This window comes from Pelorhabdus sp. sgz311002, assembly GCF_056134285.1.
The window spans coordinates 19,290-35,219 of record NZ_JBWBCL010000016.1; the positions used below are offsets into that span (position 1 = coordinate 19,290).

Annotated in this window: 15 protein-coding genes; 14 read left to right on the forward strand and 1 reads right to left on the reverse strand. The window is 42.7% G+C overall.

Annotation, left to right across the window (positions count from 1 at the left end; genetic code table 11):
- Position 1 precedes the first annotated feature (1 nt).
- The 4 genes from AC0NJP_RS17195 (at position 2) to AC0NJP_RS17210 (ending at position 6,574) form a co-directional block, all read left to right on the forward strand.
- Complete coding sequence (locus AC0NJP_RS17195) at positions 2 to 409, forward strand: hypothetical protein (RefSeq protein ID WP_474700562.1); 408 nt, start codon at positions 2 to 4, stop codon at positions 407 to 409.
- 28 nt (positions 410 to 437) lie between these two features.
- The gene (locus AC0NJP_RS17200; protein ID WP_474700563.1) at positions 438 to 1,196 is read left to right on the forward strand and encodes a hypothetical protein; all 759 of its coding nucleotides are present in this window, start codon (positions 438 to 440) and stop codon (positions 1,194 to 1,196) included.
- Between the two features lie 41 nt (positions 1,197 to 1,237).
- Positions 1,238 to 1,612, forward strand: a complete 375-nt coding sequence (locus tag AC0NJP_RS17205; RefSeq protein WP_474700564.1) for a hypothetical protein — start codon at positions 1,238 to 1,240, stop codon at positions 1,610 to 1,612.
- A 216-nt stretch (positions 1,613 to 1,828) separates the two neighbouring features.
- Positions 1,829 to 6,574 (forward strand): phage tail tape measure protein, encoded by a 4,746-nt coding sequence (locus tag AC0NJP_RS17210; protein WP_474700565.1) that lies wholly within the window; start codon positions 1,829 to 1,831, stop codon positions 6,572 to 6,574.
- A gap of 7 nt (positions 6,575 to 6,581) precedes the next feature.
- Here AC0NJP_RS17210 and AC0NJP_RS17215 read toward each other — a convergent pair whose 3' ends face one another.
- The gene (locus AC0NJP_RS17215; RefSeq protein WP_474700566.1) at positions 6,582 to 7,070 is read right to left on the reverse strand and encodes a hypothetical protein; all 489 of its coding nucleotides are present in this window, start codon (positions 7,068 to 7,070) and stop codon (positions 6,582 to 6,584) included.
- A gap of 67 nt (positions 7,071 to 7,137) precedes the next feature.
- Between AC0NJP_RS17215 and AC0NJP_RS17220 the strand changes: the two genes are divergently transcribed.
- The 10 genes from AC0NJP_RS17220 to AC0NJP_RS17265 are packed head-to-tail and all read left to right on the forward strand — an operon-like array spanning position 7,138 to position 15,928.
- Positions 7,138 to 7,533, forward strand: a complete 396-nt coding sequence (locus AC0NJP_RS17220) for an NlpC/P60 family protein (RefSeq protein ID WP_474700567.1) — start codon at positions 7,138 to 7,140, stop codon at positions 7,531 to 7,533.
- Entirely contained in the window at positions 7,533 to 7,904 is a 372-nt protein-coding gene (locus tag AC0NJP_RS17225) for a hypothetical protein (protein ID WP_474700568.1), read from the forward strand. The genes AC0NJP_RS17220 and AC0NJP_RS17225 overlap by 1 nt, the downstream gene beginning before the upstream one ends.
- 12 nt (positions 7,905 to 7,916) lie before the next feature.
- A complete protein-coding gene (locus tag AC0NJP_RS17230) occupies positions 7,917 to 8,726 on the forward strand; it encodes a baseplate hub domain-containing protein (protein ID WP_474700569.1) in 810 nt (269 codons plus the stop codon).
- Between the two features lie 6 nt (positions 8,727 to 8,732).
- Positions 8,733 to 10,664, forward strand: a complete 1,932-nt coding sequence (locus AC0NJP_RS17235; RefSeq protein WP_474700570.1) for a phage tail protein — start codon at positions 8,733 to 8,735, stop codon at positions 10,662 to 10,664.
- Positions 10,661 to 10,957, forward strand: coding sequence for a hypothetical protein (locus AC0NJP_RS17240; RefSeq protein WP_474700571.1), 297 nt, complete (start codon positions 10,661 to 10,663; stop codon positions 10,955 to 10,957). The genes AC0NJP_RS17235 and AC0NJP_RS17240 overlap by 4 nt, the downstream gene beginning before the upstream one ends.
- A complete protein-coding gene (locus tag AC0NJP_RS17245; RefSeq protein ID WP_474700572.1) occupies positions 10,958 to 11,389 on the forward strand; it encodes a hypothetical protein in 432 nt (143 codons plus the stop codon).
- Positions 11,390 to 11,400: 11 nt separating this feature from the next.
- Complete coding sequence (locus tag AC0NJP_RS17250; RefSeq protein WP_474700573.1) at positions 11,401 to 12,192, forward strand: hypothetical protein; 792 nt, start codon at positions 11,401 to 11,403, stop codon at positions 12,190 to 12,192.
- Between the two features lie 4 nt (positions 12,193 to 12,196).
- Positions 12,197 to 13,927: a gp53-like domain-containing protein gene (locus AC0NJP_RS17255; protein WP_474700574.1), complete on the forward strand. Its 1,731-nt coding sequence runs from the start codon at positions 12,197 to 12,199 to the stop codon at positions 13,925 to 13,927.
- A 13-nt stretch (positions 13,928 to 13,940) separates the two neighbouring features.
- A complete protein-coding gene (locus AC0NJP_RS17260) occupies positions 13,941 to 14,816 on the forward strand; it encodes a hypothetical protein (protein ID WP_474700575.1) in 876 nt (291 codons plus the stop codon).
- Complete coding sequence (locus AC0NJP_RS17265) at positions 14,816 to 15,928, forward strand: LamG-like jellyroll fold domain-containing protein (RefSeq protein WP_474700576.1); 1,113 nt, start codon at positions 14,816 to 14,818, stop codon at positions 15,926 to 15,928. Before AC0NJP_RS17260 ends, AC0NJP_RS17265 begins: the two co-directional genes overlap by 1 nt.
- Positions 15,929 to 15,930: the final 2 nt, after the last annotated feature.

Below are 15,930 nucleotides of genomic sequence, written 5' to 3' on the forward strand. Positions count from 1 at the left end.
TATGCTTAAACGGACTTTTGACTCACAAGATGATATTTTTGGCTGGCTATCGACAGATAGTCAGCTTCTTTCTTTATTAGGGAATCCAACTGGAGACGAAGCTATTTCTAATAAACTACGAGATACTGAACAAGGTATCGAGGTTTTAGATCCTATGGATCTTGATTTTATATCTTTCTTCTTTCCTCCAATGGGCTCACAAACGAGAAACCAATTTATTTATAAAGGAATCCTTTATTTCGACTACTATGTTGGTTTCAGAGAACAGGCAAGGCTTCTCTCAAATAGAGTAGCCGATATTCTCAGGGCCAACTTAGATATTTGCGTTGTGTCTCAGGGACAAATGCCCTCAGGCGTTAAAGGAATTTTAAAGTATCGACAGATTTTCACCCTTCAATTGTTTGGGTGATTTTTTTATTTGAAAGGATGATGTGTAAATGGCAAACGAAAACACAGCTCTTTTCCTTCATGCGATTGGTTCGGGCGTTTTAGTTTCTAACGACGGCTATGTTGTAGAAGTGACAAAAGGGCAAAACTTCGGGGTTGAAATTTCCTCGACGGAAGAAAAAGTATATGGCGGCGACGGCTTATTCCCGATTTTTACCTTCATTAAAGAAAAAGGCGGCAAAATCTCTATCGACGACGCAACCTTCTATCTTAATCAGCTGAAGGTAACACAAGGGGCAGATATTAGCGCTGGCGGCCGTAAATTAAAACGGGTAGAAGTACCTATTACAAGTGGGTCCTTTACTTTACCTGATACATCGGGAGTAGACTCCGCGTCTATTATTGCGTATGTAAAAGGGACAAGCAAGGCTCTTACGACCGTTACAAGTGCAACTCCTGCAGCAGATCAGGTATCTGTCACGGCAGCTGGTGTCGGCGCCGTAAATGCTGCAACGACCGGAACTCTAATCGTCCTGTACTATGTAGCTAGTTCTACGTCCGTAAATGCCAAAATGATCGTTGACGCTGTACCAGGCGTTAATTTGCTTCGGTGGTCTTGCAAGGCTCAGGATGAAGATGGTAAAAACTACCAGATTGACCTTGAAGCTCCTCGCGTAAAGACTTCCGGTAAATTCAATATTGACTTTAAACGTGGTACTGCTAGTGTTCAGAAGTTAGAGTTTGAAATCCTTGATCCTGGCAAAACTTCGGATACTTTCTGCGAAATTAACGTTACGGAGTTGGATTAAGAGGGGGAGAAATCCCCTCTTTTTCTTATATGTAATAGCTTATGAGTGATAAATTTACGTGTTTTGAAACCGTATGGGATCGCTATGGGAAACCTCATAGAGTATTTTCGGCACCCCTGCTTTTGAAAGATGAGATCCGAAGGCTTACTCCTAAATTCAACGACGTTAATGCCCTAAGCAATATTCTTCAGCCCCTTATGGAGAATGGGGAGTTTGTTTTAGATACCGACGGTGGAATTATTTGGGACGAAGAAGCTTGTGAGGCAATGTTACAAGTTGTTGAGTATGCTTTGGACGGGAAAGAAACAAGAGAGCAAATCATTCAATGGATCGACGCCGGTCTTATTAATGAAATTGTTAATATTTTCTATGATATTTCTGGTTATAAAAAAAAACAGGAAAAACGGGGAAAATAGAGGAGCCAAAATGGAATGAGCTGTACGCGGCTCTAATTCAGAATACCTCTCTAACAATAAAAGATATTATGCAAATGTCTCTTCCCCAGCTTGAATATCTTCTTGAAGGGATTTCGACGCTTAATAACCCAGACAAGGAGAAAAAGTCTGGCCCTGTTAAAACAGGTAAAGCTGCGATTGACGTACTGAAGAAAATGAGTCGAGGAGGGTGATAATTTGGCAGATACCTTAGATAAACAAATAAGAATTCAAATGCTACTAGAGCTGTCAAAGGCCCTTAGTAGCATTGATTCTTTAGCAGATAAATTAAAGCAGCTGGGAGTTGCTGGCAATGTGTCCGGAGCCTTCAAGGGTTTCGAACAAGCTGCCAAGAATTCCGGAAAGTCTGTTGACGAAGTAAAGGAAAAATATAAGAGTCTTCAGCAACAAGTTCGGGACGCGGTTACAGCCGCCGATAAAGAATTTCAAGCGACTTCGAATGTGGGGAAAGCCACGAAACAGGCTTTTGACGACGCTTTAAACGAGTTACTGAAATTTAAGAAAGAACTTGGAAACCTTAGTATTGGCCAAGAAAAAGGTATCTTGGCTGGCCTCCGCCGGTCGGCCGATCCACAAGGCGAGGTTTATAAAGACCTTACCCAACGTATTCGCTCTTTAAACATGGAGCAAAAGCTTTTAGCAGAGCAGACAAAGGCTGGTCTTACCGATGCAGAGAAGGCGGCTCAAGTAGCTAAAGAACAGGCTGCAGCGCTGCGAGAACAGGAAAAGGCTGAGGCGGCTTTAGGCAAGCGCAAAAGCTCTAGTATTCCTTTCTCCGTACTTCCTCATGAGAATGATATTACGGCAATGAAAGCCAATATTAAAGCCCTTGACAGTCAGATAGCAACAGAGCTTATAAAAAGCAATAACCTTGAGACTGAGAAGATAACCCTTCTTCGTGACCAGCGCCGCGAGATACAGGAGCAGCTGGCTTTGGTTAAAAACGGACCAAGGCAAAATGTCTCTATGAATTATCAGCAAGCATTAGGGAACCTGGAAGGCAAAGCTCTTGAACAGTTTCGTTTATGGAAAGACACCGGCAGCGAGATCAACAAGATCAACCTGGACCGGCTTGTCGTTCAAATGCGAGCTCTCAATGCAGAGTCTGTAGAGTTCAAGAACCTGATAGGAATTCATAACCGAGGCTTTTATTCGCTAGGCCAGAACCTTGACTATGTTCAGGCAAAAATGCGGTCGCATATTACATGGATGGGAACCGGAGCTATGCTTGGCGGAATTATGGCTGTCCCTACACTCATGACGAACTCTATCATTGAGGTGGAGAAGGCTGTAGCTGGTTTAATTCAGACGTTCCCTCAGCTACACAAGGAAGTCAATGGGCAGATGGTTGTCGATCAGCAAGCTCTGAATAAAATGTCTCAACAGTTTATTACTATTGCCGCTCAATACGGCGAGAAGGTCGAAGATATTGTAGAAGCTGGCAAACTGTGGTCAAGGCAATATAAGGACGTAAATGTCGTTATGGCCTTGACTCATGCTTCAGCCGCCCTGGCTGTAGCAGATGGGTTCTCTGTCACTGAAGCCAACAAGGCTTTAGAGGCTACAATGTCGCAGTATGGCTTACAGGCTAGAAATGTCAATGAAGCTATGGTTTACTCTCATAAGATAATTGATGCCTGGACCAATGTAGCACATAACGCCCAAGTTTCGGCCAAAGACCTCGCGGCCGCAAATGAACGTGCCGCAAGCTCTGCAAAAACGGTCGGTGTTTCCTTCGAAACCCTACAGGCCTTAATCGCTGTCGGCGTAAAGAATACTGGCCGAAGCGGCGCTGAAATAGGCAATACCCTAAAGGCGATATTCGGTTCTATTCATAGCGATAAAGCGGTAACTGAAATTGAAAAACTTGGCGTAACGACTAAGAAAGTCGCGGCCGATGGGACGTTCGAATGGCGTAAAGTTGAGGACGTTCTTCTTGACCTGGCTATAGCTACACAGACGACCGACAAGAACCTGGAAAACCTGGACAAGCAAGTTTCTGGCGGTAAATTCCAATGGTCGAAAACAGGAGCTATCCTGGGCGACTATAAGGAAATTGTTCGCGTTATGGAGTTGGCTGTTACTTCCTCGGGCTTTACACAGAAACAGTTGGCGGCACAACTTGATACTATTTCAAGGAAGGCTCAACAGCTAAAAGCAAACCTCGACGGCTTATTTAGCGGTATGGGTGACGCTGGCTTGGCCAGAAACATCAAAGACACACTTGATAGTATTAACCAGCTGCTCACAGGCATGAGACGTATGTCTAGTAGTATCTACAATGTTATCAGTACCTTAGGAACCTGGTATGCAGTCCTTTATGTAGCTAGGGCGGCCGTAAATGCTTTAGACGCTGGCTGCGCGAACCTGGCTAAAACGAAGAGTCTTTTGTCAACTGTTAATAAAACAGAGGTAGCGACAGAAAGCGCTGTTATCGCAGCAAAAGGCGCGGAAAGCGCTGAAACCGTCGTTTTAACAGCAAGAGAAAGAGCCTTGGCTGTAGCAAGAACGGTTGCGACCGGTGGACTTAACTTGTTAACAATGGCGCTAATTGCGGCTGTTGTAGGAATGACAAGTTATTCTATGTCCTTAGGGGAGGCGGCTGAAGCAGAGAATAGCAAGATCCAAGCCGACCAAGATGCCTTAACGGTTCAACAACAGCTTATTGACCAACAGAAGCAACAGAGTGACTTTATTGATACTATGGTTAGCTCTTATCAAAAGTTATCTGAAGGTATTCAGCAAAACGCTGGCGATACTGCAAAGGTAACAAAGCTAGAAGAAGACCGGCAAGCGACCTTACAGGCTTTGTCCCGCGTGTCTCATGTCGCGACCGACGATCTAGTTAAAGATGGAGAAATTCAGCTTGATGTTGTAGACCAGGCAAAGAAAGCTGCAGCTGAGGAAACTCAAAAGAAAAAAGAAGAGCTTCAGCAACAACTTATCAATGCCTATAACGCTACGCAGAATAATATTCAATATCACCAGGCTAGGATAAATGCAATTCAGTCTGAGGGTATGGCGGTTTCATGGCTGGCTAAAATGTATAATATGTTTTATTCTGTCATGGCTTCTTACAGCGAAGCAAAAGCCTCGTTCTGGGACAAAATGTCAACGCCACAAAACGATATTCCTGGTTTTGATACTTCCGAATTTGCGGCCAATGCTCAAATGAACGCGGCTGCAGCCAGACGGGACGCAGAAAATTATCGTAGTAAAGCGAGTACAGCCCTCATTGAAGACGACCTAACGGGGCTACAAGCTGCTAGGGACCGTTTGGCTAGTATCTCTTTACAAATGGCCGATCTAAGCCGTGGGGATATTGCAAATTCAACCGGTAGAGTTGAACCAAGCGACAAACCAAGCAGACAGCATAATGGAAGACAGCCTGGCGTAGGCCGCGCAGCTCCGGAAGACAGCGCTCTTAAATGGGATAGAGACATGTCGCAATATAACGTCGAGCATATTATGAAGCTTGCTAAAATTGCTACAGCTGAATATGAAGAAGCCTTGAAAAAGGTAGAAACTCATACTCAGATATATGGCAATAACTTGGAGGACCAGGTAGGCAAGATGAACCTCATGATAGAACGACAAAAAGCCCTTACCCAAGAAAGCGAGCTATATACGAATATGGCTGGCCAAATGGATAAAAAGGCGAATGATATGGTTGCGGCTAACGGCGAGATCGTGGCTGTACTGAATGACGCTCGCCTGGCGTGGGCAGACCTTACAAAAGAGGAAAAGCAGAAGATCGTCCAGGACGCTCACCTAGATAAGCAGCAGAAAGAGTCTTTGAAAAGCTACCTTGAACAGGCAGACAAACTTCGTGTCGCGGCCGCTGAAGCAAAGAAAAACGCAAGTGGTATTGAGAACGAAGTTACAAAAGCTACCAAAGGCGACTATTCAAACCCTGAGAGAATTCACCAGCGGCGCCTCGACCAGATCAAAGAGCAACATGAGTATATGAAGGCTACTTATGAGAACCCATATCAGATAAACAATGACCAGGTTCTCGCGGCGTTTAACATCGAAGCTCTAAAGGCTACTTACGATGAACAAGAGCGCCGAGCAAAAGAGCTTTACAATATTATGATGCAAGCTTATGAGGCCTATAATAACGCCAGAACCAGGCAGGAAAAAGAAGCCGCGTTAACGTTCTATAGACAGTGGCAGGAGGCCTATAATAAGCAAGTTGTAGTTATGACGCAAGCTAAAGCAGCAATGGTTAAAGCAGAGCAGGACTATAACATAAAGGTTCGTGAGGGCTATTACAACCTGGTTGACGATATTATCCTGAAAGGCAATTCTTTGCGGAGCATATGGAAGAACCTTTGGGCCGACTTAGCAAGAGAAGCTTTGCAGCGGCTATTCCAAATTAAGTCGCAGAGTTCGTTCTTGGGCTTGTTAATGGGCGGCAGCGGCGGAGGAAGTTCTTCCGTTGCTTGGGGAATGTCATACAGCAATATGAGCGCGGGTGGAAAAGGGTTATCTATCGCTAAAAATGAGGATGGTTCAATTGGATCTCAGGAAGAACTTTCCTGGATTCGAGAAGACAACAAGCCTGAAGCTATTATTCCCTTATCTCCCGAAAAACGAGGGAGAGGTATTTCTCTATTAGGACAGGCGGCGAACGCTTTAGGACATGAGGTTGTTCCAACATTAAAGAACCCTTCAATCGCGCAAGACGCTTCTATCTCTGTTAGCCTAAGGCAAAACGAGTCCCATATCGCTGTTTTAGAGCAACAAAATAGGCTGATGATGGAACAAAACGAAATGATCGCCCAAATGGCTGCTAATGGCGGAGGAATAACCGTTCTTAGCACTCAAATGAGCGATTCTGATATTATACAAGCTATCCAGAGAAACCCTGGTCAGCTACAAAGTATTTTAAACAGAAACAATTCGTTCGGATACAGATAAAGAGAGCTTATTTGCTCTCTTTTATTTTATCTATACTATCTATTGCAGAAGTTTCTTCAGATATTATATGTTCCTTTAATGTTTCGACAACCTCTTTAGTATTGTAGTTTCCCCAAAAATTTCTATGGAGGGTTTGGAGATCGCTGATATTTTCCCATATTTCTTCATCTTTGCGGGTGTCCGTCCTGTTCGAAGTTATACTTTCATTCCAGACTTTCCCGTAGGCATAAAAGACAAAACCATATTTGTTTAGCTTATCTCTAACGTCGGACATTTCCTGATCACTTCTATATTTTATTAAGAAGCGATTCAGGGACATGATTGCTTTGTCTGTAGCCTTTTTAAATTTTCCATAATCAGGGCTGTTAATAAGGACGGCTTTCGCGTCCTGGTAGTTTAAAAATACTTCATTGGCGTCGTCGTACTTAGTACCGGCAAAACAGATGCTTGAACCAAAAGCGAATATTGCGATCAATAAAATCAATATCTTTTTCAATGTGGCTCACCTCCTTTTATGTTTACTTCAACATAAAGACAGTGAACCCTTTCCCAGGAGGAATAAAATGGAAAATATCAACAAGTATATCGGCGTTCCCCATATTTTTAACGGGGAAGACGATACCGGCTGCGATTGTAGCGGCCTAGTTATTTGGTTTTATAAAGATCACGGCTGGAAACCTGATTCTTATGACAAACCACGGAATGAAAATTGGTGGGAAACAGACCGTCTAAAGATGGCTAGATTCCTATTAAAGCATTTCGACAGAGCAGATATAAACGACTTGACTTTCGGTGATCTTGTTATGTTTGAGCGCGGAGGCGAGGGACACCTTGGACTTTATCTAGGTTATAACAAGGTTTTGACAAGTTTCCCAAACGAGCTGTCGATGATCATTAGAATAGGCTACGTTAGCTGCTTATACAAGGTAATATCCGGATTTAAAAGGAGAGTGGGTTAATGGCTTTACAAACATTCCCTTTACCTTACCTTTTCGATGTAGATAAAACGACTAAATTTTCTAATACCATCGTTGTTTTTGAATCCCAAAAAAAACAGGTACAAAGGAAAAGTATTGCCCCCTTAAAGCAATGGAAGTTTACTTGTCGAGGAGATAAGGACCAAAAGAAAATATTAGAAGACTTCTTTGAATCGGTCAGCGGTAACGCTGATCCTTTTTATTTTTATGACGAAGATAACGTTCAACAAACCGTTCGTTTCTCTGAAGATGGATTACAAGTACAGCTAAAAAGAGAATACGCGCCAGGGACTCCAACTCATGGAAATGTGGTTGGATTCACGGCGACAGTAACGGTAGAGCTTGTTTTATAAAGGGGGGATTATATGGCTTTAGTTTTACCAGTAGAACTTGCCAAAGCAAAGGAAGAGGCAAGCGTTTTTATTATTGAGCTGCATGTCTTTCATTTAAGAACGGGCACAGTATATTTTGCGGCCGTTGATCAAGATATTACTTACAATGGGCAGCTATTTACTTCTATCCCTTTAAAGAGAGATAAGATTACTTTTACGGCCGATTCAAAGGTCGATAATTTTAAACTAAGCCTCTCAAATATAGACGACAACTTCACAACAGCTTTATTTAGCGGGCTTGATTTTCGCGGCTGTAGATACCAGCTGCTACAAGTTTTATATCCAAATGCTTTAACAGACCCCTCTCAAATTAAAGGGGCTTTTTTTGGTTATCTTGATTCCCCTGTTTTAGATGATAAAGCGGGTATTTTTCAGCTTGATGTTAAAGCAGATATGCCGACAATGCAAAACGCGAGGATTTTAAAATTGTCCTGTAACGCGGAATTTGCTGACGGCGACGATTGTATGGCTATTGAGGATGTTCGAACAGGAACAGTCCAGGTAGGCTCAACCGAAAATACGATCTTTATTGAGCAAAGCCTCCCTAATAATTACTGGAATAACGGGATTATTACGGTGGGAGCGGAATCGCGAGGTATCGCTTCAAACAACGGAGAGAAGATCGTATTAGACTATCCTTTTATGAATTTTATAGTCGGTAAACCTTACACAATTCGAAACGGCTGCGACAAAAGTTTCCCTGCTTGTGGAGGGCATGGCCAGCAGCAAAATTATAGCGGGTTTTTAGGGATTCCTTATGTCCTGACCGTGAGAGGAGTGTGAGAAACTATGGGTAAAGGCGGAGGCAAGGCAATAGCCTCAATTGTAGGTTTTGGCATTGGTATTTCTTGGGGATGGGCTGCCGGCGGCGGTGGGCTCTTTGGGGCCGCGTCCTGGTTGGCTGGCGGCTTATATGGCGCTTCTTTATTTGGGAACATATGGTCAGCAACTCATCAACCAAAGCAGCCAGGTATGACTTACAATTTCGACCAGATTTATAACCAGGCTTCGGCAAAAGACCGTATTCCTATTATTTACGGAGAGCGCAAGTGGGGCGGATTTACCTCCTGGTATAACATTTCGTCAGACAAACAGTCTCTTGTAAAAGATATTGTCTTCTGTGAAGGCGAAGTTGATAGTATCACGGATATTAGAGCGAACGATATAAAAATCGTTACGACCTATAAGCAGGTATCTGAGACGAAAACGATAAGCGATTTTGACGAATATAACATCGGTGATAGCTATTTTATAGTAGATGTAAACATGAATCCTTATGAAAATAATAGGGGTCAGGAGTGGAAAGTCGTATCTAAAAGTCAGTCAGATTTTGATGGGCGGACAACATATGAATACGGCTTATCAAGAGTCGTCCAGGTTGTTGATCAAAAGGGAATCGACGGCTGTTCTGTTGATATTTATAACGGGGCGCCAAATCAATCTCCTCCGGACAACTATACAACTGTCGGAGGTTATCGGAATTGCTGCTGGATTAGGACTCATTTAAAAGTGTCTGACCAGCTGGCGGGGAATCCGACAATAACAGCTGTTATTAGAGGGAAGAAGATCTTAGATACTAGGACAAATGCATATGCCTGGAGTAGCAACCCGTCCTTCTGTATTCGAGATTATTTACTCTCGAAGCGGTATGGAGCGGGTCATTTTGTTTCTAAAGATATGATCGATGAAGACTCGTTTAAAGAGGTTGCTGACTATTGTGATCAGTCTGTTGTAACAAGGGTTCCGACAACCCTTTCAACGTATGATTCTGTCCAACAAAAGATTACGTCTTTGCAATATTCTTTAGATCACGACACAAGTCTTTCAGAAGATGATCGAACCCATATACAGGATGAAATTTACAGTCTCCAACAGTCCCTCGTTAGCATTAATTCGCGGCCGGTCGAGTATACGCTCGAAGTAACTCCTAGATACTCACTAAACATGATTATCGCGGAAAAGAAAGGCCACGACGAAATTCTTAGCGATATGCTTAGTAACTTCGGAGGTTTCCTAATTTACACAAATGGGAAAATATCTCTCCGCTGCGAAAAGCCGACTCCCGTCTCCTACGCTTTTTCAGACGACACGATTATCGAAAAGTCTTTAAGTTATACCGAATACTCTATCGACGAAAGCCCGAATCAGTACAATATTACTTTTTATGATCCTAGTAATGAATGGGTAGGGGTAGTCGTTCAAACCGAAAACCAGGTTGACCAGGACGAAAGACAAAAAATTATTCCTAAAGACGTAGATCTTTTAGGTTGCACAAACCAGGCTCAGGCTTTAAGGCTTGGCAGAATGTATAGAGATAAATCTTTATTATGTCCGATGGTTGTCTCTTTTCAAACTTCCTTCATGGCAATGCATTTAGAGCCAGGCGACGTAATCACGCTGACAAAACACAAGTACCCTGGCGGGGTAAAAACGGTTTTGTTTTCTAATATGCCTTTCCGTATATTGGAAATATCAGAATCGGGCGGACTCTACAATATTAAGGCGGAGCAATATAACGAAAGCATTTATAACGATACGCTTGGAGGCCAGATTCAAATTAATAATTATGTCAATATCAATAACTATTATGGAACGCCTGACAAGATTATTAACGTAATTGCTTTTACGAATATTGACGACGAAATACTTGTGCAGCATGATCCTTCGAGAGATCCTTTCTTTAAAGAATACCGGTACTATGTAGAGGAGGTAGAAACTTGATCGAAATTCATTCAAAAGTCTTTTGCAAATGCGGAGCAAGATATTTTCATATGTTTGCTCAAAATATCCCGCTGCAGCAAAAAGAGGAAATAGAAACTGTTTGCCCTATTTGTGGCAATAAAAATAAAATTGAATATAATTTTTCTTGCAATTCCCCTTGCTTTTATATGCAAGGGGAACATTTTGTTTCTGACCATTTTTGTGTAAACAACGGGAATACCTACCCTGAGTATTACCCTCGAAATTGCAAGTGTGGCCAGGAAGTAATTTTAAAACAAGAGAGGGTGATGTAAATGTCAGTTATTATCAATTTTTCAGTCGATGGACAAGTTGTCAATGAAGCAACTCCTATCGATTTTGAAACAGTACAAGCAGGAACGTCTTCGAAAATTGTTACGGTAACAGTAACAAACACAGGCGATTCTGACGCCTTATCCTGTCTTATTCAGCCTGTCGAAGCAACTACAGCGAATGGTTTTTCGTCTGATTTACAAATGGGGTCGCCTCAAGAAACCTATCAAGCCCAGCAATTCGCGGCCGATGTAAACAGTCAATTCTATGGCTATGCTGTTGTAGGGACCGGCAAGAACTATACGAACCAAACCGGCGGAACTCTTGTAAAAACATCAGGAACAGATTCCTACGTGACAAAGTGGGTTCCCCCTTCTACAGGGATTAGCGGGAATAAGGTCTGGGGCGGCCGGCTATCCTGCGTTTACGTCTGAGGTGATTTCTCATGATAAACCAGCCTGTCGGCTATATTAAAGTTGGGCTACCTTCAACAGAAGCTCCCGTAATTCAATCAAATACCGCCGAGTCTCTTTATCCGGTTGGTTTATCTATTGTGGGAGCGAATCAGGTTCTAGGAAGTTCTATTTGCTTTAAATGCATTGGGGTTTTACGACAAAAAGGGAGCGCCACGCTGCTCATGAAGGGATTCGTTCAAATTCCTTACAAGGCTTACCTGTCTTTTAGAGGTTATTTCTTTGGACCAAACTTTCATGCAAATATGCAATGTATTGGCTCTATTTCTCAGAAGACGGGAGCCAATGTCTCTTATGCTGGGATCGTAAGACAGAGACAATATAAAGGGCTTACCTGCCGTGGAGTTTTGGCGGCCGGTTACTCTTCGGCTTATAAGGTAGTAGGTATTTGCAAAGCGAATTACAGCGCAATGATTAAACATATTGGGGCGCTGCAGCGAGCTGGAGGAGGTTCTTATACTAATAAAGGCTTACTCTATGCAAACCATGCTTCTAGTATTAGTCATATGGGTCTTCTAGTCTACCGGTCAAAGTCCTTAGTAAAGCAGATCGGCGTTTTGGCTTACGGTTCTTCTAAAATTCTCAAGCATACTGGAAAAATCAGGCAGTCATATTCGGCCCTGGTCGCAATGAAAGGGAAGTTAGCGAATACTATGGGACATGTTTTTGTAACCTATCGGGGCAAAGTCAATGTCGCGGCCTTCGTGGCGGCCGTCCCTAAACGTATGCAAGAGTTTGTCACAAATAAAAAATGGTGGAGGTGATAGTTTGTCGACAGACACTGTGTCTCATGTTATCAAGGCAGGGCTTGTACATGGTAAATACTACAAGGTTTATGTTACTCAAATAAACCAAAGGGGCCTAGAAAGCCCTAAGTCAGACCCTGCATTGATAAGAGTTGGCGACGTAAATCCTCCTATTGTTCCGATGTTAGCTATTGATACGACTTTTGGGACAAATGGTTTCCGAAAAAATAGAGGGAATGTTGATATAAAGCTCAAGTGGCCAGAAGATACAACCGACGACGACTTGAGCTTTTATACTTTGTATACCTGGCAAAAATGGGAGAATTATCCTGGAGACGGGGTTATGAAAGCTGACAAAGTTCCTAGTCCGGACACAACAACCGTTTTGTCAAATGGGATAACAAGCTATCTTTTGCAGAATCAAAAGAATCATGCGTTCCTGCATATTGGATTACAGGCAACTGATTTAAGTCATAACGCCAGCGATATATGCGTGATCCGCGCCCTGGTAGAAGATACTTCGGTGCTAGAGGCGCCGGCAGACGCTCCGACCGTTACTGGTGGGGTTTGGATGGAAACCGTAACAATAAATTTTCCTTACTCCAACGAAATAGAAAAGGTTTTAATTTACCGCGACGATCCTGCATTGGACTTGCCAGAAGGCGAGAAAAACCCTGTAGGATCTATTTTATTTCATTCAGGGCTTGTTGGAACGTTCGTTGATAATTTAGGCCCTGTGGACGGCCTAGAGCATTATTACAGCTATTCTTGGGTTGATTTTAACGGGAATATATCTCCACGAAGCCCAGAAAGTGCGAAGGTTAAAGCTAAGGCTATTGACACAACAGCAATTGATAAAGCCACCTTTAAAGCCTTAACAGAGGCGTGGGCGAGCGATTTTATTGATAGCGGAGGAATTGCTTCTATTGAGAAGCTAAAGGGAGATCTTGTCACGCAAGTTCAGAATATTAAAGATCTCGCTGATCAGCTTTCAGTAGTGCAGCAAAACTACGACGGCCTTTTTGATAAGTATAACGTTTTAGCGAACAATATTTCGCTAATGTCCGCGAAACAGGCAACGACGGATGATACTTTGTCTTCTATGCAAGCCGCGATTACCCTGAACGCTCAGAATATTAGTCAGAGAGTTACACAAGTGGATATGGATAAGACGACGCAATCAATAAAAGCGGCGTATACTTCGTTGTTTTATCAAAACAGTGATCAGATTTCTACTATTGTCAGCAATCTTAACAATAACGCCTGGGCTTATTCTTCGATTTCTCAGCTGGCTTATCAAATGCAATTCAAGGTTTCTCAAGGGGATATTATTTCTGCAATTAACATGTCTCCGGAGACAATCGAGATCAACGGTAACAAGATTCATATTACTGGTGATACACTCTTCGATCAAGACGTTAGAATCGCACAGAAACTATATCTTGGCGGGAGTATGAGTTCCGGTCGAGGTTGGACAGACCTTCCAAATGGATTAATTTTACAATGGGATAGCACACAGTCAACTCAGGGAGATCAGGCTGAGTATTCTCCTATTTGGATTTCGTTTCCACGACCTTTCCCGAACGCTTGCTTTAGTGTCAACGTTGGGACATACTTACCGTCCTTTGATCATTTAGCGGACGTATTTTATCAGTTACTTGGATTCAATAATTACGGCTGTACTGTTATCCGCCAAGAAGTAGACGGAAAACATCAGGCTGTTTCGCCTATTGTCTGGGCAATCGGAAAATAAAGGAGGTTTTAATTTGGCGTTACCTGTTTTTAAAGATTATAACCCTAATAGCCCCTGGGCTATAGATGGGGAAACTTATACAATTGGAGCCGATGGTTCTATTGAGTTAACATATGCCCCGAAGAAAGGAACTGTTAGTATTGCCGGTTTTATGGAAAATACAACCGGCGCTCCTAGTCTAACGGAATTTTATATTGATTATCAGGACTCTACGGCTTACAGAACTGCATCTCAAAAGGTGCAGTTTTCTTTATCTCAGGCTGGAAATGTAGTTACTGTAAAATATCAGGGTGTTTCTCAAAAGATCGAAGCGAAACACTTGAATGAGATTAAAGCCCATGTAGAAGATTCTACCCTTCATATTGGCAAGGACGGTCTTACTGACGATCAAATCGGAATGAAAACCATTGACGCAGCTATTTCTACGGCTGCAGCTAATTCCGGAAAATTAACACAGGTCCTCTCATGGATTGTAAAAGAAATTAAGGCCATGAAAGGAGTTGCCGGCAACTGGTATGATACTGCAGCAGCAACGTTACAGTCGTTATATTCACAGCAATATACTATTGGTATGGCTGTTTCCCCGTCAAGTTTGATTTCAGCGACAGTAGAGGTAGGGCGGGCCTATAAATGCACAACCGTAAAAATTCATTGCCGCGACACCTCTAATGTAGCCCAAGCTCCAACGGCAAGTACAACGGTAACTATCTATAAAACTACGTCAGGCACACGCGCAGCGGTTTATACGAAAGCAATTAGCGTTACTGATACAACAGACTCGACAGCTAATTTCACTTTAGCAGCGGGGGATATTTTAGACACGACTATTTCGGCCGCGAACGGGATTACAGGACATATTGATATTACCTTATATGGAGGTAATCCATAATGGCTTTAGTTAATCAGTGGTTATTAATAGCTGATGCCAAAGATTCCGTCGGAGGTCTACCTACGACAAACAACGGGGGCGTTACTTTTAGTTCGAGTCATGGTGCGTCCTTTAATGGCTCTAATCAGTATTTGAATTTTAGCAAGTCCCTAGATACAACAAAGCCTTTTAGTATTTCGCACTGGATAAAACCCAATAACCCAGGGGCTAAGGCTGAAGCCACTATTCTTTCTAGTGTTTTAACAGATTCTCAAAACACGGGATTTTGGTTCTCCGGAAGTAATTGTTATGGATATTGTGGGGGTGCAGCCTCATTATTCGGAAACGCCCCGTATAACAAAACCAATTTTCCACCAACCTCATTTACCCTCCTAGTACAGACTTGGGACGGGGCAAATATGACGATTTATTGCGGAGCTACAGTCCTCGCAACAAAACCTCTTGCTAAAAATGGTGACGGCGGCTGGTGGTCAATAGGCCGTGATGGTGCGGTAAACCAGGGATATTTTAACGGCTGTATTAAAGATGTAAGAATTTATTCTCACCAACTTTCTCAGAGCGAGATTTCAGATATATATACTGCCGGTCCTGCTGGTGGGCAATTAATAAATGGCTTCACCAGGGACCCTGATAATATTTGCGCGGTAATGGCACAGCGAGATCTTACTGTTTGTAGAGCAAGTTCTATATATAACAACAGTGATGGACCGTGGGCAGAGTGGCAAGCATTTAATGGGAATTGTGCAGACAATACAAATAGCTGGTGTGCTAATACCGATTATGGCGGCGGCTGGATTTGGTACAACTTCAAAACACCTACATCTATTCGAGGGTGTAATTTATGGAGTAGCGCTGAGACTTATACGAGTATGCCTACCAGTTTTACTCTTGACGGGTCTAATGATAGTTCTAATTGGACGACAATAGCGACAATTACAAATGACCCTGTTTGGCGTCCAGACGAAAAGAGGTTTTACAAGTTCGAAACTCCTCAAAACTATCAATATTATAGGGTCAATTCGCCCTCAATTGTTCCTTTTATTGGAGAAATAGAGTGGTTAGGGACGCCAAATAAAAAAATAATTTTACCATCTTACTGTATTGGAGGTTGATA

Bases quoted from the DNA above. Each gene is read 5' to 3' on its own strand.
- AC0NJP_RS17195 (WP_474700562.1), top strand. From the start codon at position 2: ATGCTTAAACGGACTTTTGACTCACAAGATGATATTTTTGGCTGGCTA.
- AC0NJP_RS17200 (WP_474700563.1), top strand. From the start codon at position 438: ATGGCAAACGAAAACACAGCTCTTTTCCTTCATGCGATTGGTTCGGGC.
- AC0NJP_RS17205 (WP_474700564.1), top strand. From the start codon at position 1,238: ATGAGTGATAAATTTACGTGTTTTGAAACCGTATGGGATCGCTATGGG.
- AC0NJP_RS17220 (WP_474700567.1), top strand. From the start codon at position 7,138: ATGGAAAATATCAACAAGTATATCGGCGTTCCCCATATTTTTAACGGG.
- AC0NJP_RS17225 (WP_474700568.1), top strand. From the start codon at position 7,533: ATGGCTTTACAAACATTCCCTTTACCTTACCTTTTCGATGTAGATAAA.
- AC0NJP_RS17230 (WP_474700569.1), top strand. From the start codon at position 7,917: ATGGCTTTAGTTTTACCAGTAGAACTTGCCAAAGCAAAGGAAGAGGCA.
- AC0NJP_RS17235 (WP_474700570.1), top strand. From the start codon at position 8,733: ATGGGTAAAGGCGGAGGCAAGGCAATAGCCTCAATTGTAGGTTTTGGC.
- AC0NJP_RS17245 (WP_474700572.1), top strand. From the start codon at position 10,958: ATGTCAGTTATTATCAATTTTTCAGTCGATGGACAAGTTGTCAATGAA.
- AC0NJP_RS17250 (WP_474700573.1), top strand. From the start codon at position 11,401: ATGATAAACCAGCCTGTCGGCTATATTAAAGTTGGGCTACCTTCAACA.
- AC0NJP_RS17265 (WP_474700576.1), top strand. From the start codon at position 14,816: ATGGCTTTAGTTAATCAGTGGTTATTAATAGCTGATGCCAAAGATTCC.